Source organism: Arthrobacter sp. D3-16 (assembly GCF_054408515.1).
In genome coordinates, this window is the sequence record NZ_CP096437.1 from 4,091,605 (window position 1) to 4,108,540 (window position 16,936).

The window sequence follows — 16,936 nt, forward strand, 5'->3', positions numbered from 1 at the left end:
GTCAGGCATCCTTTCGGTTGGCCGTGACCAGGAGCCACAGCAGGAACGGGGCGCCAAGTGCGCCGGTGATGACACCCACCGGCAGGACCGTGCCGTCCAGCAGCACGGGGGCAAGGTTGGCGGCGACGTAATCCGCGGCGAGGACAATCACGGCGCCAACCATTGCCGACGCCGGGAGGCTGGCTTTGCCGGTGAAGCGCCGGGCGATGGGCCCTGCGAGGAATGCGACGAAAGAGACTGGCCCGGCCGCCGCCGTCGCCACTGCCGCCAGCGACACCGCAATGACCACCAGCGCCAGGCGGGTGGCACCTACCTGGATGCCAAGTCCGGCGGCGGCGTCGGGACCAAGTTCCAGGATGCGCAGCGGCCCGGCGATGGCACCCACCGCCGGGATCAGGACGGCGAGGCAAAGGGCAAGCACGCCGGCCCGGTCCCAGTTGGCGGAATTCAGTGATCCGTTGAGCCAGACGAGGACGTCCGCGGCGGTGCGGATATCCGCACGGGTCATCAGGAAGTTCACCACGGCGTGCAGGGCAGCGGCGATTCCTACGCCCGCCAGGATAAGGCGGTTGCCAGCGGCATCGCCACGGTTGGTGCCGCGCATCGCGCCGCCGCTGGAGATCGCGTAGATGATGGCGGCCACGCCGAGCGCGCCACCAAGCGCAGCACCGGAGACCGCTGCCCCGGTGGCACCGAAGACCACGATGGACACCACCGCGGCAGCACTCGCGCCGTAGCTGATGCCGATGATGTCAGGGCTCGCCAGCGGGTTGCGGAGCATGGTCTGGAACAGGGCACCGGCCAGGCCGAACGCAAGGCCGATCATGGTGCCGATGACAGCCCGCGGCAGCTTGTTCTCCATCACGATGAAGCTTGCGCCAGGGATCTTCTCTCCGCCGGTCAGGTGCGCGAAGAGGATCTTGAAGAAGTCCGGGACGGTGACCGTGTAGCTGCCCAGCAGGATGGAAACAGCGAACAGGATCACGACGGCGGCTGCCAGGAGGGCGGTCCGGTTCAGCAGCTGCCTCCCCCTGCGTTGCCCTATCACCTTTGGTCCCTTGGACCCGGCTTTGGCAGCCGTAACTGATAGCGCATCGGGTTTTTCAGTGGGTTTCCTGTCCTGGGCGAGAGTCACAGTCCTGCCCCCTTGCCCCGGCGGATAAGCCAGACGAAAACCGGCGCCCCGATAAGGGCGGTCATGATGCCGGCCGGAACTTCGCCCGGCAGGAGCACCACGCGGCCGATGATGTCCGCGCCGAGGAGCAGCACCGGTGCCAGCACCAGCGAGAACGGCAGGATCCAGCGGTAGTCCGGGCCTGTGAGGAAACGGACAGCATGCGGGATGACCAAGCCAACAAAACCAATAGGGCCGGCCAGCGCGGTGGCTGAACCACACAGCAGCACAATTCCGAGGGCGGTGATGCCCCGGACCAGGCCTACGCGCTGGCCGAGGCCACGGGCAATGTCGTCGCCGAGCGCCAGGCTGTTGAGGATACGGCCGGTCAGCAGCACGATCAGCGCCCCGGCGGCGAGGAATGGCAGGCCGGGCAGCACTACGGACCAGTCCCGTCCTGCCACGCCGCCCACCTGCCAGAAGCGGAACCTGTCCAGGGTGTCCTGGCTGGAGACAAGGATGACGTTCATGAGCGAGAACAGTCCGGCATTCAGCGCTGCGCCTGCCAGGGCGAGCTTCACCGGGGTGGCACCGTCCCTGCCCAGGGAAGCGATGAGGTAGACGACGACGGCGGCAACAGCTGCCCCGACGAATGCGAACCAGATGTAGCCGGAGAACGTGGCAACACCAAAAACGTAGATACCTGTCACCACAGCCAGGGCGGCCCCGGCATTCACGCCCATAATGCCGGGATCGGCCAGCGGATTGCGCGCCACACCCTGCATCGCTGCGCCCGCAAGGCCGAGGGCTCCCCCGGCGAGGATGCCAAGGACGGTCCGCGGGATACGGGCATGCACCACGGCGTGGTCGCCGTTGGCGGAATCAAATGTGGTGAGCGCCTGCCACACAGTGCCCAGGGACAGTCCCCTGGCGCCGATGGCGAGCGACGCCCCGGCCAAAACTGCAAGCACGACGACGGCGGCCAGCAGCCAGGCGGCGCGCTTCCCCCCGAAAGCGCGGCCGCGGGAGGGACCACCAGGTCCTTGTGCCGGCACTGAGGTGCCGGCACCTCCCTGCCCGGGGGCAGCCGTCGTCGTACTGTGCGTCATGGAAAGGTGCTTACTTCACTGTGTCCGCAGCGGCGGCCAACTGCGGCAGGAACGTGTCCAGCGACCACGGCAGGCTCAGCGGGGAAGCCGCGGAGATGGACAGCGTCAGGGTGTTGTCCGAGTCGGCAACCAGGGCCCCGTTCTTGATGGCCGGGATCTGGCTGAGCAGCGGATCCGACTTGATGGCGTCGGTGGTGGAGGCGTCCGGAACCCAGGTCACGAACACGTCTGACTGAAGCTCGTTGGCCTTTTCCGCGGACCACGGGATGAAGAATTCCTTGGAGCCCTTGGAGTTGTCTTCGACCACCGGAGCCAGCTTCATGCCGATTTCCGAGAGGAAGCGGGGGCGGTTGTCATTGGCGGTATAGACATTGACGCCATCGCCCTTGGCGGGTTCGAGGTTCCCGTAAATAAAGCTCTTGCCCTCAATCTGCGGGTACTTGGCAACCTTCTCCTTGATGGTGGCCTCGGTGTCCGAGATCAGCTTGGTGGCTTCGGCGTCTTTGCCGAGGGCTTTGCCGATGATGGAGGTGGAGTCCTGCCAGGAGGTTCCGTAAGCAAGCTCAGGGTGGGCCACGACGGGCGCGATCTCACTGAGCTTCTTGTAGTCCTCCTCGGTGAGGCCCGAGTAGGCGGCCAGGATGACGTCCGGGGTGAGCTTGGCGATCTCGGTGAAGTTGATGCCGTCAGCTTCGGAGTACTGGGCAGGAGCCTTGTCGGAGCCGAAGCCGGCGCCGAGGTCTTCCAGTGCTGCATCCTTCCAGGGGGTGGAGCCCTGGTCGTTGCCGCCCCATTCATTCTTGGGAACGCCTACCGGCACAATGCCCAGGGCGATGGCGACGTCGTCATTGACCCATGAGACGGTGGCAACACGCGTGGGCTGCTTTTCGATGATGGTTTCGCCGAAGACGTGCTCGATGGTCACGGGGAACTGCGAGCTGCTGGAGCTGGAAGCGCTGGCGTCGGTGGTGGAGGAGGCGGGGCCTGTGGAGCAGGCGGAGAGGGTGAGCGCCGCGGCGGCCAGGACGGCCGTGGCCTTGCCGGCTGACTTGAACAGCGTGCGGCGGGTGGCCCTGGGCCCGGAGAAAAGGGGGGAAGTCACGGAACTCCTTAAGTGAATGAAGCGAACTTAAGTAAGGCTAGCCTACCCTCCTGCGCATTACGCAAGGTTTCTGTAGCTTATTCCCCTTCGTGACGAACGCCACACTTCTTCCGGGCCGAATGGCTTTGGACAGAGAAGATGCGGTTTGGCAGGATGTCCCTGCCAGAGTCAACGGCTGGACCCCCGGACTCAAACGGACTCACATGGGGAGAACAGGGACAGATGTGCACGCAGAAGGCCATCCCGGCCAGCGCTGCCATGGAAAGCGGGGCGGCCGTTGCGGCCTGCTCCGCGGGGAATGACTGACCCCACGTTTCCTTAACCCTTTTCGGGTTCCAGCTCTTATGAAAGTTCAGCCAGTGCAATCAGTCACGCCCCAACACATCCGATCATCGTTCATCAATGCCAGCCGCTCCGAAGCTGCCAAGCTCACCCTCCCCAAGGATTTCAACTCCCTCGACTGGGAGAGCCTTGACTTCCTGGGGTGGCGGGACGAAAAGATGCCCCTCCGCGGCTATCTGGTGGTTCCAGAGTCCAAAGGCCTCACCGGAATCATGCTGCGCGCGCCCGAAGGCGGCGCCCGGAAAAACCGCTCAGTACTCTGCGAGCTGTGCCGGGACGTGTTTTCCAAGGAGGACGTGCTCCTGTGGGTGGCGAAGCGCGCCGGACAGGCCGGCCGCGACGGCAATACCGTCGGCACGCTGATCTGCGCCGATTTCCTCTGTTGCGGCAACGTGCGGAAGGAACCGCCGGCCAATGAAATCAATCCGGACCCGGCGGCCGTGGTGCTGCGGCAGATCCAGGGCCTGCAGGACCGGACTGCCCAGTTCCTCGCACGGGTGCGGGCCAAATAACAGCAAAGAGGAACCCTCCCCGGCGGGGAGGGTTCCTCTTGTTGCTGGTCAGCGGTAGGAAAAGCTCATGAGCACGGCCTTCAGCTCCCGGCCCTCGCCACCCCAGTACCACTCTTTCGCCGCGTCGTCGTTCGCGAACGGCTGGCCCGTGAACAGCACGTCCGCGGTCAGAATGCGGTCACCGAGCTTGATGAGCCCGTATTGCACCTGCCCGTCCGGCGAGACCGGCGACCCTGCCGTGAGCCCCATGCGGTAAGTAGCAGTGCCAAAAGCGTGATCAACATAGAACGATGAACTGGGCGTGGGAACCGCAGCCCCGATCAATCCCGGCACAGGGTCCGTCTCGAGTATGAACCTGGAGACATTGCCACCTGTGGCGTCACCGACCTGGCTGTAGTAGATGTTGATCTGCTCGTTGCCGGTGGCATCGTAGACGGTGGCCGTCTCCACTGCCGGGGACGCCGAAACCTGTTCATGCTTCACGCGCCAGCCCTCCGGGTGGGCAAAAGATAGCCGGCCGTCGGGGAAGGTAAAGGTCACCGGCCCCTTGGGAACGGAAGAAGAGGTAGCGGCGGGAACGATCGCTGCAGGGGGACTCGGCGTGACTGCCTCGGCGGCAGGGCTGGTGGAGGAACCGCCGTCCCGGGCAGTGCTGCCGGCCGCACAGCCGGCGAGGGTGAGGGCTGCGACGGCGGTGAGCGCCATGGAGGTGGCGGCGCGGCGTGCTGGGCGCATTTGTGGTGCCTTTCAAGGGAAGGCCGTCAAACTCATCAGGCGTCAGAGGCAGGCCCCAGCGTTCCACAACTGCCCGGCGGAAGGACGACGGCGAATGTTTGATGCCGACCAGCATGGCACCGGGACAACGCCCTTCACTAGCTCCCCGGAAATATATCCATCGATTTGTTATAAAGCGGGGCCGTCGGTAACGGGCTAGCGCAAAACGATGTCCACAGGGTTCGCTTCCGAGCGCCAGGACCCTTCCTCACCCGGCCTCGGCCGGACGACCGGCGCGGTCAACACCCCTGAACGGTTGGTGCGCTTGTCGCGGAGGATCTCGGTGACCGAGCCAAGGTGCCGGGACAGGTCGATGACGTTTTCGGGTGCAGCCAGCAGCAGCTGGAACCCGAATTCGTGCAGTGCCTTGATTCCGGCTCCGGCGAACTCCTCGGATGCCAGCACAAAGGCCTCGTCCATCATCACGGTCCCGTACGTGGTGAAGCCCTGCTCCGCGATCCCCAGCTGGTAGCTCAGCGCAGCGGCCATGATGAAGGCCGTGAAACGCTGGCGCTCACCGCCGGACATGGATCCGGTGTCCGCGTGCATAAAGACTTCGGTTTTCTTCGCCCCGCCCTTTTTGCCCGATGCCGGCCCGGCGACTTCCCGGTGCTCCTTGCACTGAATGAACAGGTGTCCGCGCACGTCCAACACCTCCGCCCGCCACCGCCGGTCCTCCGGCGCCTGCGAGCCCAAGCGCTTCACCAGGGTTTCCAGGGACTTGTAGCGGGCGGTCAGTTCCGCGTCGTCGTCCCTTTCCCCATTCAAGCCGTCAGACCTGCCGCCTTCGGGCTTAGCCGGCCGCGTGTGCCGCGCCTTGAGGGCGTTCTGGATGGCGTCCTTGAACTGCTTGGCGGTGGGAGGCAGCGTCTGCTTGATATCCAGCTCCAGGAAGCTGCCCTCGTGGAAGTTGACCTGCGAGAGAATGCCGTTCAGCGGGAGGATACGGCTGGTGATGGAGCGGCGTTCCTCATCGAGCAGATGCAGCAGCGTGCTGAAGGATTCATGGGTGCGCTGGTTGAAGAACTGCCGGAACTCTGCCTCCTGCGCCGGCAGCCCGTCGCTGACAATCGCGTGGTAACGGGTCTCAAACTCACCGGCGGCGCCGATGGTGGTGCCATGGTCGGCCGAGATGGCGCTGCCCCACTCGCGGACGAAACCGTCGAAAAGCCTTGTCAGGCGTTCGGCAGTAGTTTGCCCGCGCGACTCCGCTGCATGCAGTTCACCCAGCAGGGCCGTCCGCACCCGGTTGGCGAGGTTGTCCAGCTCATGTATCTCCACCACATCACCGAAACCGGCAAAGTACGGTTCCAGGGCGTTGACCGTTGCGTCCGACGGCGGCGCCTCGGCCAAGCGGTCCCGTGCAGCTTCCAGCAGGGAATCGGCGGCCGTCAGTTGCCGGTCCAATGCCTTGTACTCGCTCTGCAGGACAGCGGCGGCCTCGGTGCTGGACTGGTGCTTCTGCCGCACTTCTTCGATGGTGGCGCGGAGGGGCTCGAGATCTGCTTGCGCTGCCAGGGCGTCCTTCAGCCGCTGTTCGATCCTGGCAAGCCCGTCGGCCGCAACTGCCGCCGAAACCTGTTCCCAAGGACGGTGATCCTCAGCAACACGGTGCAGCGCGTCGAGCTGCCGGCTCATCCCCTGGTGCGAGTCCTCGCGGGTCTGCGCGAGTTCTGCCGCCTTCGCAACCTCCTGCCGCAGGTCCTCCACCTGGCCGGCAACGAGCTCGAGCTTGGCGGCGTTGTCGAAGCCGAGGACGTAATCCTGCCGGCTGGTGAACCGGTCGTCCTTTTCCACTGTGTGCCGGTTGCGCTTCACCACTCCTCCCAGGCTGAGGCCCCTGTCCAGTACAGCCAGCTCGTCCGGGTCCTCCACGCACGGGTAGGCGAAGTCCAGCGCGATCCGCTCGCGGATCCAGGACCCCGCTTCGCTCGCCACGCCCGTGGCGAGGATGTCCAGCTTGGTGAGCAGGTCGCCGTCGCGCACGTCCTCCAGCGCCAGGGCGCCGCCGGAAAGCGGCTTGGAAACGTCCACTGCCCGCAGCGCACCGCGCACGTTGTGGCCATTGAGGTATCGTGTCACCGCCGCGAAGTGTTCACCCGGCACCAGCAGGGTGGTGGCAAGGTTGCGCAGCGCCCGCTCTGCGGCGGGCCGCCACCTCTCCTCCCCCTCGGCGAGATCCATCAGTTCGCCGGCGAACGGCATCCGGTCCTCGGCAATGCCCGTGGCTGCGGCGATGGCGGCCCGGTTTTCAATGCTCGACGGCGGCAGCAGCGACTTGCGCGTCTTCAGCGACACGAGCTCCTGCTCAGCTGCGGCCAGCTCCCGCTTCTTCGTTGCGTGGGCGTCAAAGGCTTCAAAGCGAAGTTCCTGCAACGCCTGGGAATCATCCTTGAGCTCAGCCGACCTTGCCGCCGCCTGCTCGTGCGCCTGCTCCCAGCCTTCGGCAGTCCACTCAAGCCGGAGGCCGGCGTCGGCCAACGCCTGCCGTGCCGCCTCCTCCACCTGCTGGCGAAGCTTCAGGCCCACCCGGGCGTTTTCCAGTGACTGCTCAATGGCGGAGATGGCGTTGCCGCCCTGGTTGTTGTAATCCGTCTCCAGCTGGCGCAGCTCCTTGGCCAGGCCGTCCCGGACTCCGCGCTCAGCGCCGAGCTCCTTCGCCTTCGCCTGGGCCAACTCCTTGAAACGGGCCAGCATCTTCTCGTGGACCGTCACGGCGAGCTGCTGCTTGTAGGCCTCGAATTCTTCGCCGGAGAGGTCCCGCAACCGGTTCGCGTCCAGCAGCGCCTGCGCGTACTCCCTGTTCAACGCGGGCACCGGGGCCAGCCGGTCCCGCTGCTGCCGGACGTCCTCCAGCCGCTGCCGGATGGACATCAGGTTGCTGAACTCCTCGACGACGTCATCCGCCGCTGCGAGAGTAGCCGGAGCATCCAGGACCTGGTCCCGGAAGAAGGTGTTGACGCTGCCGCCCAGGCCCTTGCCCGCCTGGATAACGCGCAGGAGCGGGAGGGCCTGGTCCGAGTTGATGCCCAGCAACCGGCGGAAGCGCTCGGCGAACGCTTTGTGCACATCGAAGACCTGGGCGTCCGGAAAAATCGTTTCCAGGGCAGCCTTGGTAAACCGCTTGTCCGCGATGCCCTCGAGCGCCTCCAGGTCCAGCGGCTGGTGGTCAATGAGATAAAACCGTCCGACGCTCGACTCGGTGCCGTTCTTCGGCAGGTCGAACAGCGCCGACACCGTCACCCGGGTGCCGGCTGCGTTATCGAACGTCAGCGCGACGGCGGACCACGTGGCGCCCGGGCGCTGAAAGGCACTCGCCGACCCCTCCCCCACAGCCTTGTCGCCTACCTTGCCGCGCATGTAGGTGAAGGTGGTCCGCTTGTCCTCCACCGCACCGCCCGAGCGCTGGGCCGCGGCCTCGTTGGACCTGGGCCTCGCATCGAAGACCCGGAGCATGGCGTCAAACAAGGTGCTCTTGCCCACGCCCGAGTTACCCGTCAGCAGGGTGCCGTTCCGGTCCACGTGCATCGTGTGGGCTCCGTGGAACGTGCCCCAGTTGACCACTTGCACCAGCGCCAGGCGCATCTGCCCCGGGTTCGTCAGCTCGCCCAAAGGCAGCATGGTTGCAATGCTCACTCGGCATCCTCCGCTTCGGTGGCATCCTCGGTCCCGGCGGGCTCAACCACCGGGTCCCGGTCGAGCTCTATGAGCGCTTCCGTGCCGGTGGCATCAGTTGTTGCTGCCGCCAGGGCTTCTATGTGGGCGGGGATGTCGCCGATGTTTTCGAAGGGGAGGGCCAGGGGCAGGGCGTTGGAGATGGTGTAGACGTCGTCAAAGCCCGTGGGCAGGAGGAGTTGCCGGGCCAGGAGCTTGGTGATGGCCCTGGTGACCACGTCCGAGTCCCGCAACGCGTCCTGCTGCCCGGCGGGCTGGTAATGGGTCACCAGGTCGGCGATTTCCTCGCGGGTAATCGTTGGGTCTGTCTGCGCAGTGACGTGCCGGTCCAGCAGCAGGCGCATCCGGAGCAGGACAATGGTCTCCACCCGGCTGAGCGCCCGCTGCTGCCGCAGGATGCTGGAGCGCGTACTGCCGCCGATGGCGTCCGGATTGACCGGGCGCAGGACCGCAATCTTCCGTTCATGGTCCAGCTGCATCGCAAGGAACAGCTCGGAGAGCCGGCTCCGCAGGATTACCTGGTTGTCCAGCAGGACCGTCCAGAGCTTCTCGTCCCGGCCGCCGTCAACGTAGGGACCCTTGAGGAGCTTCACCAGCGCCTGCCGCACCTTCATGGACAGCACGCCGGTATCGCCGGGGAAGATGGCGGCGCCGTCGACGAAGGTGTCGCGGGGGGTTACGGCGCCGGTGAATGGGCGCTCGCCGCCTACCTCGGGCACGGTTCCACTCTCCACCGGCACACCCCCATCCTCATCCACCGGGCTATCTCCGGGGTCAGCTTTGGGGGCCGCCGTCGTCGTCATCTCTTCAGTCATGTCAATCCTTCGGGAGGGTGACCAGCGGCAGGTAGGCCCTGCGCGTGGTGCCGTCAATCTGTTCGAAGTTCAGGGCATCCAGGGCGTCCCGGTCGAAGCCTGCCCCGGCGTGCAGGGCGTGCGAGAGGAGCGCCCGGATGGTGTTGATGTGCTGCTCTTCCGGCGGCAGCTGCTGCCACGCCTCGGAAAGGGTGGAAGCACCGGCCATGGCAGAGCGGATGACCTCCGGCTTGGCCTTGGCGGTCCTCGGCGAGCGCACGCGGTCCGAGTCGCTGAAGGCAATGGGGTCGGCGAGTTTTGGCGGTGCCGCGAACTCGTCCGGGTCGAAGAGCTTCACCATGGACAGCGACTCGAACCCTGCATTAAAGAGGACGGGCCCGGGGACCAGCCCTGGCCGTTCCCGTTCGTACGGAAGTGACCGGATGGCCTGCTCAGCTTCGCGGAGCACTTGCCGGAGCCGGACTGACTGCCGGAAATCGTCGCTTTGAACGTAGGTGTTGAGGCTTTCGCTGAGCTTGCCGTAAATCCGCTGGATCTGGCTGTGCTGCTGGCGCAGTTCCGCCACCAGGTTCTTGAGGGTTTCCCGGTCCTCCGGCGAGAGGTCGTCCGCGAACTGCCGGCTCAGGACCTCGCCGATCGCCGACCGGAACCTGAGCTGCTGCTGCGGGTCCTCGAGGAAGGCCGTGAAGGAGCGGAACGTCCTGCCCTCCGGGCTCTGGCGGAGGCGCTTGTCGGCCTCCAGCACCTGCGCCATGGTGGCACCCTTGGTCAGCGACTCCTCGATGATCTGGTTGCGGAGATCACCCACCAGCTCCTCGATCCGGTCACGCATCTTCTTGTAGTCGGCGGGCAGGCTGGCGGCGAGGTCCAGGATGTTTCCAGCAGCTTCAACTGCCTCGTCGTCATCCAGCAGGCCGTCGAACTCGCCCGAGCTGATGTCTTCGATCAGCTGCTGGCGCTCTTCGATCTCCTCTTCCAAGGACTCAAGGCGGGCACTCTGGTCCGGATTGGTCTCGTTGGCGAGCTTCTCGACGTCTCCCAGCAGCGTGCCGAGGCGCGAACCGTTCAGGGTAGAGCGGTCGCTGGACAGGCTGTCGAGGAAGGCCAGCACACGCGCGGCCGGTTCGGTGACCTCGTAAACGATCTGGCCGGACTGGTTCCGCCGCGTCAAGAACTGCCGGCGCGTCCATTCGTCTCCAAAGGCCTTCCCGTTGGCGCCGCCTCCCAGCCCGGGCTCCTGGCGGCGGAGCTCCTCAAGGAAGGAATCGACGTCGGCGTGGAACTCCTCAAGCGGCAATTGCGGCCTGGTGCGGGTAAAGGAGGCCTGCAGCACCGCGATCACCCAGGGGGCCGATCGGGTCAGGGCCCAGGCGGGTCCTTTGGTGAGGAGTTCAAGGTCCCGGAGCCGGGCGCTGATGGCGTCAGCTGATGACCTGGCGGAGCGGGGCACACACTCTCCTTGGGCTGTTGTGGGGGCGGGGCGGGGCAGGGCTTCAAACGGAAAACTGCCAACAACAAGGTTAACGCAGGCGGCCGCGACCAGTTCGTGACCTACTTCGCCGTAGTATTTCGATCCAATATCAAGAGGTCCTTTGACCCGCTGCGGCTCTGGCTGGCCAAGCCGTCTGCCCATACGCTCATGCTACTGATTTCGACCAAAGCAAACGTTGCAGCAGGGGGACTAATGCCGTTCGATCTAAGCACAGTGGAAACCGCCACCTTGGTATTCGTGGGCACATTGGTGTTCGCCTTTATCCTGGCCGCCTTCGTCCTCACGGCCGGACTGGTGGCGCTGGTGCTGCTGGGCACGGGAAAGCTCGGGTGGACCGTGGTTTCGAAGTCACTCCTCGCCGTGGTCCACGGCATCAACGCAGGCTGGGACCGGTTGGTGCACCACGCCACCGCATTCGACCCCGCCGCCGACTTTCAGGGGCAGTCCTCCCCTAGCACAGGAACCTACCCGCGGGTAATCTTGAGGGACAGCTGAGGGTTCTCCAACCCGGCGGACCTGGCTACGAAAGCTATCCGGCCAAGGAGATAATTCATGAGCTCCGCCACTGACAGCCCCTCAAAGACCACCCCTGCCGGCTCCACCAACGACAGCGCAGCTACAGATGCTCCGCCGGAGGAGACCCCGGTCCCGGCAGGCAAGATCGGCGGAAGCGTCACCGCGGATGAGGCCCGGGCCGTCGCTGAAGCGGCCCGCGAAACCGGCTGGGAACGCCCAAGCTTCGCCAAAGGGCTCTACCTGGGCAGTTTTGACCTCAGCCTTGTCCATCCTTGGCCCACCCCTGACCCGGAAGAGGTGGAACGGGGTGAGGCGTTTATGGCCCGCCTCGCCGACTACGCGCGGACCATGGACGGTCGGATTATCGAGCGCGAGGCGAAGATCCCTGACGAATACCTTCAGGGCTTGGCGGACCTTGGCGTCTTCGGGATGAAGATTCCGGAGGAATACGGCGGCCTGGGCCTGTCGCTGGTGTACTACGGCCGGGCGTTGGCCCTGCTGGGCAGCGTGCACCCCAGCCTCGGCGCCCTACTTTCGGCGCATCAGTCCATCGGGGTGCCCGAGCCGGTGAAGGTTTTTGGCACGGCCGGGCAGAAGCGTGAGTACCTGCCGCGCTGCGCCGCCGGCGCCGTGACGGCGTTCCTCCTGACGGAGCCTGACGTGGGCAGTGATCCAGCACGGATGGGCAGCACGGCTACGCCCACGGAGGATGGGGAGGTTTACCTGCTGGACGGCGTCAAGCTGTGGACCACGAATGGTGTGATTGCCGAACTGGTGGTGGTCATGGCCGTGGTGCCGGCACGCACTGATGCAGACGGCACCAGGCACAAGGGTGGCATCAGCGCCTTTGTGGTGGAGATGGACTCACCGGGCATTACCGTGGAAAACCGGAACTCCTTTATGGGACTGCGGGGCATCGAGAACGGGGTGACCCGGTTCCATCAGGTGCGCGTCCCGGCGGGCAACAGGCTGGGCAAGGAGGGCCAGGGCCTGAAGATTGCACTTACTACCCTGAATACGGGCCGGCTTTCCATCCCGGGCCTTTGCGTCGGCGCTGGCCGCTGGAGCCTCAAGATCGCCCGCGAATGGTCAAACGCCCGGACGCAATGGGGCCGGCCGGTGGGCGAGCACGAGGCCGTGGGCAAAAAGATCGCTTTCATCGCCGCGTCCGCCTTCGCCCTGGACGCCGTATTCGAGCTCTCCGCCGAACTTGCCGACGCCGGCCAGAAGGACGTACGGATCGAGGCCGCCCTTGCGAAGCTCTGGTCGACGGAGATCAGCTGCCGGATAGCCGACGAACTGGTACAGATCCGCGGCGGGCGGGGCTTCGAAACGGCGGAGTCGCTGGCAGCGCGGGGTGAACGTGCCGTACCGGCCGAGCAGCAGCTGCGGGACCTGCGGATCAACAGGATCTTTGAGGGTTCCTCGGAGATTATGCGCCTGCTCATCGCCCGGGAAGCCGTGGATGCGCACCTCGCTGCCGCGGGCGACCTTGCATCCATGGACGCGAGCCTGTCCGACAAGGCGAAGGCCGCCGTCGGCGCTTCCGGCTTTTACGCCCGCTGGCTGCCGAAGCTGGTGGCCGGCGCCGGCATGGACCCCCGCTCTTACGGCGAGTTTGGCCGCTTGGCCAAACACCTGCGGTTCGTGGAGCGTTCGTCCCGGCGCCTCGCCCGGCAGACGTTCTACGGCATGGGCCGGTGGCAGGCAAAGCTGGAACGCAAGCAGGCATTCCTTGGCCGGGTGGTGGACATCGGAGCGGAACTGTTCGCCATGACGGCATGCTGTTCACGGGCTGAAATGCTGCTTCACACTGCTCCCGAAAAGGCCGCGAGCGCCTACGAGCTCGCGGAGGCGTACTGCGAGCAGGCCCGCGTACGCGTCGACGAGTACTTCGACCAGCTGTGGCGGAACACGGACGACGCCGACCACCGCCTGACCCGAAAGGTCCTCGCCGGTGACTACACGTGGCTGGAGGCAGGCGTACTGGACCAGTCGGAAGGCACCGGCCCGTGGATCGCGGATGCCTCCCCCGGGGCCTCTCACAGGGAAAACCTGCACCGCAATTACCGCTGACGCCACCGGTCACAAAATAGTAAGCATCCTTGCTATCTCCGCGTCCCGATGATTGAGTTGAGCCATGAGCAGCTCAACGGACCCAGAGAACCTGCCCCCACGACGCGCCCGGGAGGACGCGGACCGGAGCGGAAGCTACCGTGCCGCCGCGGCTGATGACGATGCCACCCGCACGTACGACCAGCAGCCCACAGCGGATGCCACGCCGACCTCCACCTACGACCAGGTGCCGGCCGACCGCACCGGCTCAAACGGCGCCTCCGCAGAGCGCGACTATGTCCCTGCGGCCTCGGCACCGGCTGTTGATCCGAACCTGACCGACCGGCAGACCGCCGTCGCCCGGGAGAAGGAACGGTTTGGCGGCATCAAGGTGGGCTCGGCGTTCTTCGGCTGGCTGACCGCCACCGGCATGGCCGTACTCCTGACCGCGCTGGTGGCAGCAGCCGGAACGGCTGTGGGCCTTGCCACCAACACCGACGTCAACGAGGCGGTGAACCAGGCGGCCCAGAACCAGGGCACCGTTGGCCTGGTGGGCATCATCGTCCTGCTGGTCATCCTGCTCCTCTCCTATTACTGCGGTGGTTACGTCGCAGGACGCATGGCGCGCTTCAACGGTGCCAAGCAAGGCCTTATGGTGTGGATCTGGGCGCTGATCGTGGCTGTCCTCGTATCCATCATGGGACTTGTGTTCGGACAGCAGTTCAACGTGCTGGCCAACCTCAACAGCTTCCCGCGCATTCCTATAAATGAAGGGCAGTTGACCACTACCAGCATCATCGCTGCTGTTGTGGTGGCTCTGGTGGCCCTGGCAGGTGCCGTGCTGGGCGGGCTGGCAGGCATGCGGTTCCACCGCAAGGTGGACCGGGCCGGCTTCACTCCTGACGAGGATTACGACGACGAGTAGTCAGGCCAAAACTTCCCCGTCCAGGTAAAACCAGCGGCCACTTTCCCGCACGAACCTGCTGACCTCATGATGCGTGCCGCGCTCTTTGCCGTGCCGGAACCAGGCTTTGAACTCCACCGTCCCCTGGACGTCCAGCGGGCCCCCGCGGTTGATGGAAACAAGGTCCAGGCGCCGCCACTGCAGGTCCGGATCAAGATCCAGGCTCGCCGGGGCCTTGTCCCGGTGCCAGGTGCGCAGCAGGTAGGGCCCGTCCAGGAGCACAAACGCGCTGTAGCGGGAGCGCATGAGCTGTTCTGCCGTTGCTGCTTCTGCTTCCCCGGAGTGGAACCGTCCGCAGCACATCGCGTAGGCCTCGCCGGACAGGCACATGCAGTTCGTGATTGGTGTGTCCTCCGCCATGGCGCTCCTGTTTCCTGCTTCCGGCCGCGCAATGCATGCCTTGAGTTCCCCGTCCGACTATAGGCGCCAGCCAGCCTGCCAGTGGGCATAACAGCTTTAAAACAACCCGGGACGCACCGCTGGACGCGTCGGCATGGCCCAGCAAAAATCCGTATGGTGGAGAAGGAGCTGTTGCCTGCAGAGGGGCGCAGGTGCGGGCTTTACAGCCGCAGAGAGGAGAGATGACGTGGAAAATCCGGATACGCTCATCCTCAACCTGACCTTTTTGGGCACTGTGGGAATGGCTTTCCTGATGTTCCTGGTCCTCTTCCTGCTGGGGGTCATCACGCTCGTGCTCGCGGGGATCGGCCGGCTTGCAGCCGTCGCGCTGATGGCCTTGTTCGGCAGGCGCTTCCGCAATGAAGGCGTCCCGCTGGTCCGCCCGGGGGGCCTTTTACGGGCCGGGCCCGACGGCGGCGCTTCAGTTTCCGCTGCGGGTCCCGCTGAAGGGGACGCGCCCGCCGCCAAAGCACCGAAAGTTACGCGCCAGCGCCGGGACTGGCGCTCCGCGCTGAAGCCGGCACATGTGCGTTCGGCGCTGCGCACTGCCGTCGTGCGTCACCCCGCGCTGACGGCGGCGCGCCGCGAACCGCCCGTCCTTGCCGGGGACTGGGCCTCCGCTGTTGCTGAGGCCGACGCCAGGGCAATCGCGCGGGCCCGGGCGGCCACACCGGAAATCAAGCTGTCAGTCCGGGACCTGCCTGATCCCCGCGTTCCTGCCGACAAGGTGGCGGAGGTCGCTCCGCTCGTGGAGTCTGCCCTGGACAACCACGGGCCGGCCCGGGTGCCGCGGTCGTTTAAGAAAACGCAGGCTCCGCGGCCGCTGTCGCCGCTGGACACGGGATCGCTGGTGTCACTGTCGGGTCCGCCGCAGGCGGTCAAAGGTGCCGCTTCGAAAGGTTCAGCCGCCAAGGGAACCGCAGGCGATCGCCCAGCGTCCAAGGGCACCCCACATAAGGGCAGACACCCCTTACCCTGAGCAACCATCTGGGTTAGCGTGAAACCCATGGAATTCAGATACCTCGGAAACAGTGGCTTCAAAGTCTCGGAAATTACCTTCGGCAACTGGCTCACGCACGGCTCCCAGGTGGAGAACGACGTCGCTTCCCAGTGCGTGCGGGCAGCCTTGGATGCAGGCATCAGCACCTTCGACACGGCGGACGTCTACGCCAACACGGCTGCGGAAACCGTCCTCGGCGAAGCCCTGAAGGGCGAGCGCCGCGAGTCCCTGGAAATCTTCACAAAGGTCTTTGGCGCCACCGGGCCCAAGGGCAAGAACGATCTTGGCCTTTCCCGCAAGCACATCATGGAATCCATCAACGGCTCACTGCGCCGGCTGCAGACGGATTATGTGGACCTCTACCAGGCGCACCGCTACGACTTCGAAACGCCGCTGGAGGAGACCATGCAGGCGTTCGCGGACATCGTCCGGCAGGGCAAGGCACTGTACATCGGCGTCAGCGAGTGGACGGCGGAGCAGCTCCGCGAAGGCCACGCACTGTCAAAGGAGCTCGGCTTCCAGCTCATCTCCAACCAGCCGCAGTATTCCATGCTGTGGCGCGTCATCGAGGCTGAGGTGGTGCCCGCGTCCGAGGAGCTGGGCGTATCCCAGATTGTCTGGTCCCCCATGGCCCAGGGCGTCCTCAGCGGAAAGTACCTGCCCGGCCAGCCCGCTCCCGAAGGCAGCCGGGCAACGGACCAGAAGGGCGGCGCCAAGATGATTGAGCGCTGGATGCGCGACGACGTCCTGACCGGGGTCCAGGAACTCAAGCCCATCGCGGAGGAAGCGGGCCTTTCCATGCCGCAGCTTGCCGTGGCCTGGGTGCTGCAGAACCCGAACGTGGCTTCGGCCATTATTGGTGCGTCCCGGCCGGAGCAGATTGCGGACAGCGTGGAGGCGGCAGGGGTGAGGCTGGAACCGGAGGTGCTGAAGAAGATTGACGACGCCATCGGCTCCCTTGCCGAACGTGATCCTGCGCAGACGAAGTCCCCCTCCAAGCGGGAACACTAGCCGGTGGACTCCACGTCGGAACTGCCGGACCTCGCCGTCACCGGTTCCACCGGCGG

The 16,936-nt window shown here is 65.5% G+C and carries 14 protein-coding genes; 6 read left to right on the top strand and 8 right to left on the bottom strand.

All coding sequences use genetic code 11. The annotated features are described in order from the left end of the window. Nucleotide 1: 1 nt before the first annotated feature. The 3 genes from M1D32_RS19080 to M1D32_RS19090 form a co-directional block, all read right to left on the bottom strand. Nucleotides 2–1,048: a FecCD family ABC transporter permease gene (locus M1D32_RS19080; protein ID WP_458782236.1), complete on the bottom strand. Its 1,047-nt coding sequence runs from the start codon at nt 1,046–1,048 to the stop codon at nt 2–4. An 83-nt stretch (nt 1,049–1,131) separates the two neighbouring features. Next, complete coding sequence (locus M1D32_RS19085) at nt 1,132–2,223, bottom strand: FecCD family ABC transporter permease (RefSeq protein WP_458780167.1); 1,092 nt, start codon at nt 2,221–2,223, stop codon at nt 1,132–1,134. Nucleotides 2,224–2,233: 10 nt separating this feature from the next. Further along, the gene (locus M1D32_RS19090) at nt 2,234–3,325 is read right to left on the bottom strand and encodes an iron-siderophore ABC transporter substrate-binding protein (RefSeq protein WP_458780168.1); all 1,092 of its coding nucleotides are present in this window, start codon (nt 3,323–3,325) and stop codon (nt 2,234–2,236) included. Between the two features lie 359 nt (nt 3,326–3,684). Between M1D32_RS19090 and M1D32_RS19095 the strand changes: the two genes are divergently transcribed. Then, nucleotides 3,685–4,179 (top strand): FBP domain-containing protein, encoded by a 495-nt coding sequence (locus M1D32_RS19095; RefSeq protein ID WP_458780169.1) that lies wholly within the window; start codon nt 3,685–3,687, stop codon nt 4,177–4,179. A 48-nt stretch (nt 4,180–4,227) separates the two neighbouring features. On the opposite strand, the gene M1D32_RS19100 is transcribed toward M1D32_RS19095, so the two are convergent. The 4 genes from M1D32_RS19100 to M1D32_RS19115 form a co-directional block, all read right to left on the bottom strand. Beyond that, the gene (locus M1D32_RS19100) at nt 4,228–4,914 is read right to left on the bottom strand and encodes a hypothetical protein (protein WP_458780170.1); all 687 of its coding nucleotides are present in this window, start codon (nt 4,912–4,914) and stop codon (nt 4,228–4,230) included. A 195-nt stretch (nt 4,915–5,109) separates the two neighbouring features. Continuing rightward, the gene (locus M1D32_RS19105) at nt 5,110–8,589 is read right to left on the bottom strand and encodes an ATP-binding protein (RefSeq protein WP_458780171.1); all 3,480 of its coding nucleotides are present in this window, start codon (nt 8,587–8,589) and stop codon (nt 5,110–5,112) included. Continuing rightward, complete coding sequence (locus tag M1D32_RS19110; RefSeq protein ID WP_458780172.1) at nt 8,586–9,443, bottom strand: DUF4194 domain-containing protein; 858 nt, start codon at nt 9,441–9,443, stop codon at nt 8,586–8,588. The genes M1D32_RS19105 and M1D32_RS19110 overlap by 4 nt, the downstream gene beginning before the upstream one ends. A gap of 1 nt (nt 9,444) precedes the next feature. After that, nucleotides 9,445–10,893, bottom strand: a complete 1,449-nt coding sequence (locus M1D32_RS19115) for a DUF3375 family protein (protein WP_458780173.1) — start codon at nt 10,891–10,893, stop codon at nt 9,445–9,447. A gap of 234 nt (nt 10,894–11,127) precedes the next feature. Between M1D32_RS19115 and M1D32_RS19120 the strand changes: the two genes are divergently transcribed. From M1D32_RS19120 to M1D32_RS19130, 3 genes are all read left to right on the top strand, one after another. After that, a complete protein-coding gene (locus tag M1D32_RS19120; RefSeq protein ID WP_458780174.1) occupies nt 11,128–11,430 on the top strand; it encodes a hypothetical protein in 303 nt (100 codons plus the stop codon). A 57-nt stretch (nt 11,431–11,487) separates the two neighbouring features. Beyond that, nucleotides 11,488–13,527, top strand: a complete 2,040-nt coding sequence (locus M1D32_RS19125) for an acyl-CoA dehydrogenase family protein (RefSeq protein WP_458780175.1) — start codon at nt 11,488–11,490, stop codon at nt 13,525–13,527. Nucleotides 13,528–13,591: 64 nt separating this feature from the next. Next, nucleotides 13,592–14,431 (top strand): hypothetical protein, encoded by an 840-nt coding sequence (locus tag M1D32_RS19130; RefSeq protein WP_458780176.1) that lies wholly within the window; start codon nt 13,592–13,594, stop codon nt 14,429–14,431. Here the strand turns inward: M1D32_RS19130 and M1D32_RS19135 are convergent, their stop codons facing one another. Continuing rightward, nucleotides 14,432–14,830 carry a YchJ family protein gene (locus tag M1D32_RS19135; protein ID WP_458780177.1) on the bottom strand — a complete coding sequence of 133 codons (399 nt, stop codon included), beginning with the start codon at nt 14,828–14,830 and terminating at the stop codon, nt 14,432–14,434. A 226-nt stretch (nt 14,831–15,056) separates the two neighbouring features. Here M1D32_RS19135 and M1D32_RS19140 point away from each other — a divergent pair, with 226 nt between their 5' ends. Together M1D32_RS19140 and M1D32_RS19145 are read left to right on the top strand one after the other, a co-directional pair. Then, nucleotides 15,057–15,848, top strand: a complete 792-nt coding sequence (locus M1D32_RS19140) for a hypothetical protein (RefSeq protein WP_458780178.1) — start codon at nt 15,057–15,059, stop codon at nt 15,846–15,848. A 27-nt stretch (nt 15,849–15,875) separates the two neighbouring features. Next, on the top strand, nt 15,876–16,880 hold the full coding sequence (locus M1D32_RS19145; protein ID WP_458780179.1) for an aldo/keto reductase family protein: 1,005 nt from the start codon (nt 15,876–15,878) through the stop codon (nt 16,878–16,880). Nucleotides 16,881–16,936: the final 56 nt, after the last annotated feature.

Excerpts from the sequence above, each read along its gene's own strand:
- M1D32_RS19085 (WP_458780167.1), bottom strand. The coding sequence starts at position 2,223 with ATGACGCACAGTACGACGACGGCTGCCCCCGGGCAGGGAGGTGCCGGC.
- M1D32_RS19100 (WP_458780170.1), bottom strand. The coding sequence starts at position 4,914 with ATGCGCCCAGCACGCCGCGCCGCCACCTCCATGGCGCTCACCGCCGTC.
- M1D32_RS19110 (WP_458780172.1), bottom strand. The coding sequence starts at position 9,443 with ATGACTGAAGAGATGACGACGACGGCGGCCCCCAAAGCTGACCCCGGA.
- M1D32_RS19120 (WP_458780174.1), top strand. The coding sequence starts at position 11,128 with ATGCCGTTCGATCTAAGCACAGTGGAAACCGCCACCTTGGTATTCGTG.
- M1D32_RS19125 (WP_458780175.1), top strand. The coding sequence starts at position 11,488 with ATGAGCTCCGCCACTGACAGCCCCTCAAAGACCACCCCTGCCGGCTCC.
- M1D32_RS19130 (WP_458780176.1), top strand. The coding sequence starts at position 13,592 with ATGAGCAGCTCAACGGACCCAGAGAACCTGCCCCCACGACGCGCCCGG.
- M1D32_RS19135 (WP_458780177.1), bottom strand. The coding sequence starts at position 14,830 with ATGGCGGAGGACACACCAATCACGAACTGCATGTGCCTGTCCGGCGAG.
- M1D32_RS19145 (WP_458780179.1), top strand. The coding sequence starts at position 15,876 with ATGGAATTCAGATACCTCGGAAACAGTGGCTTCAAAGTCTCGGAAATT.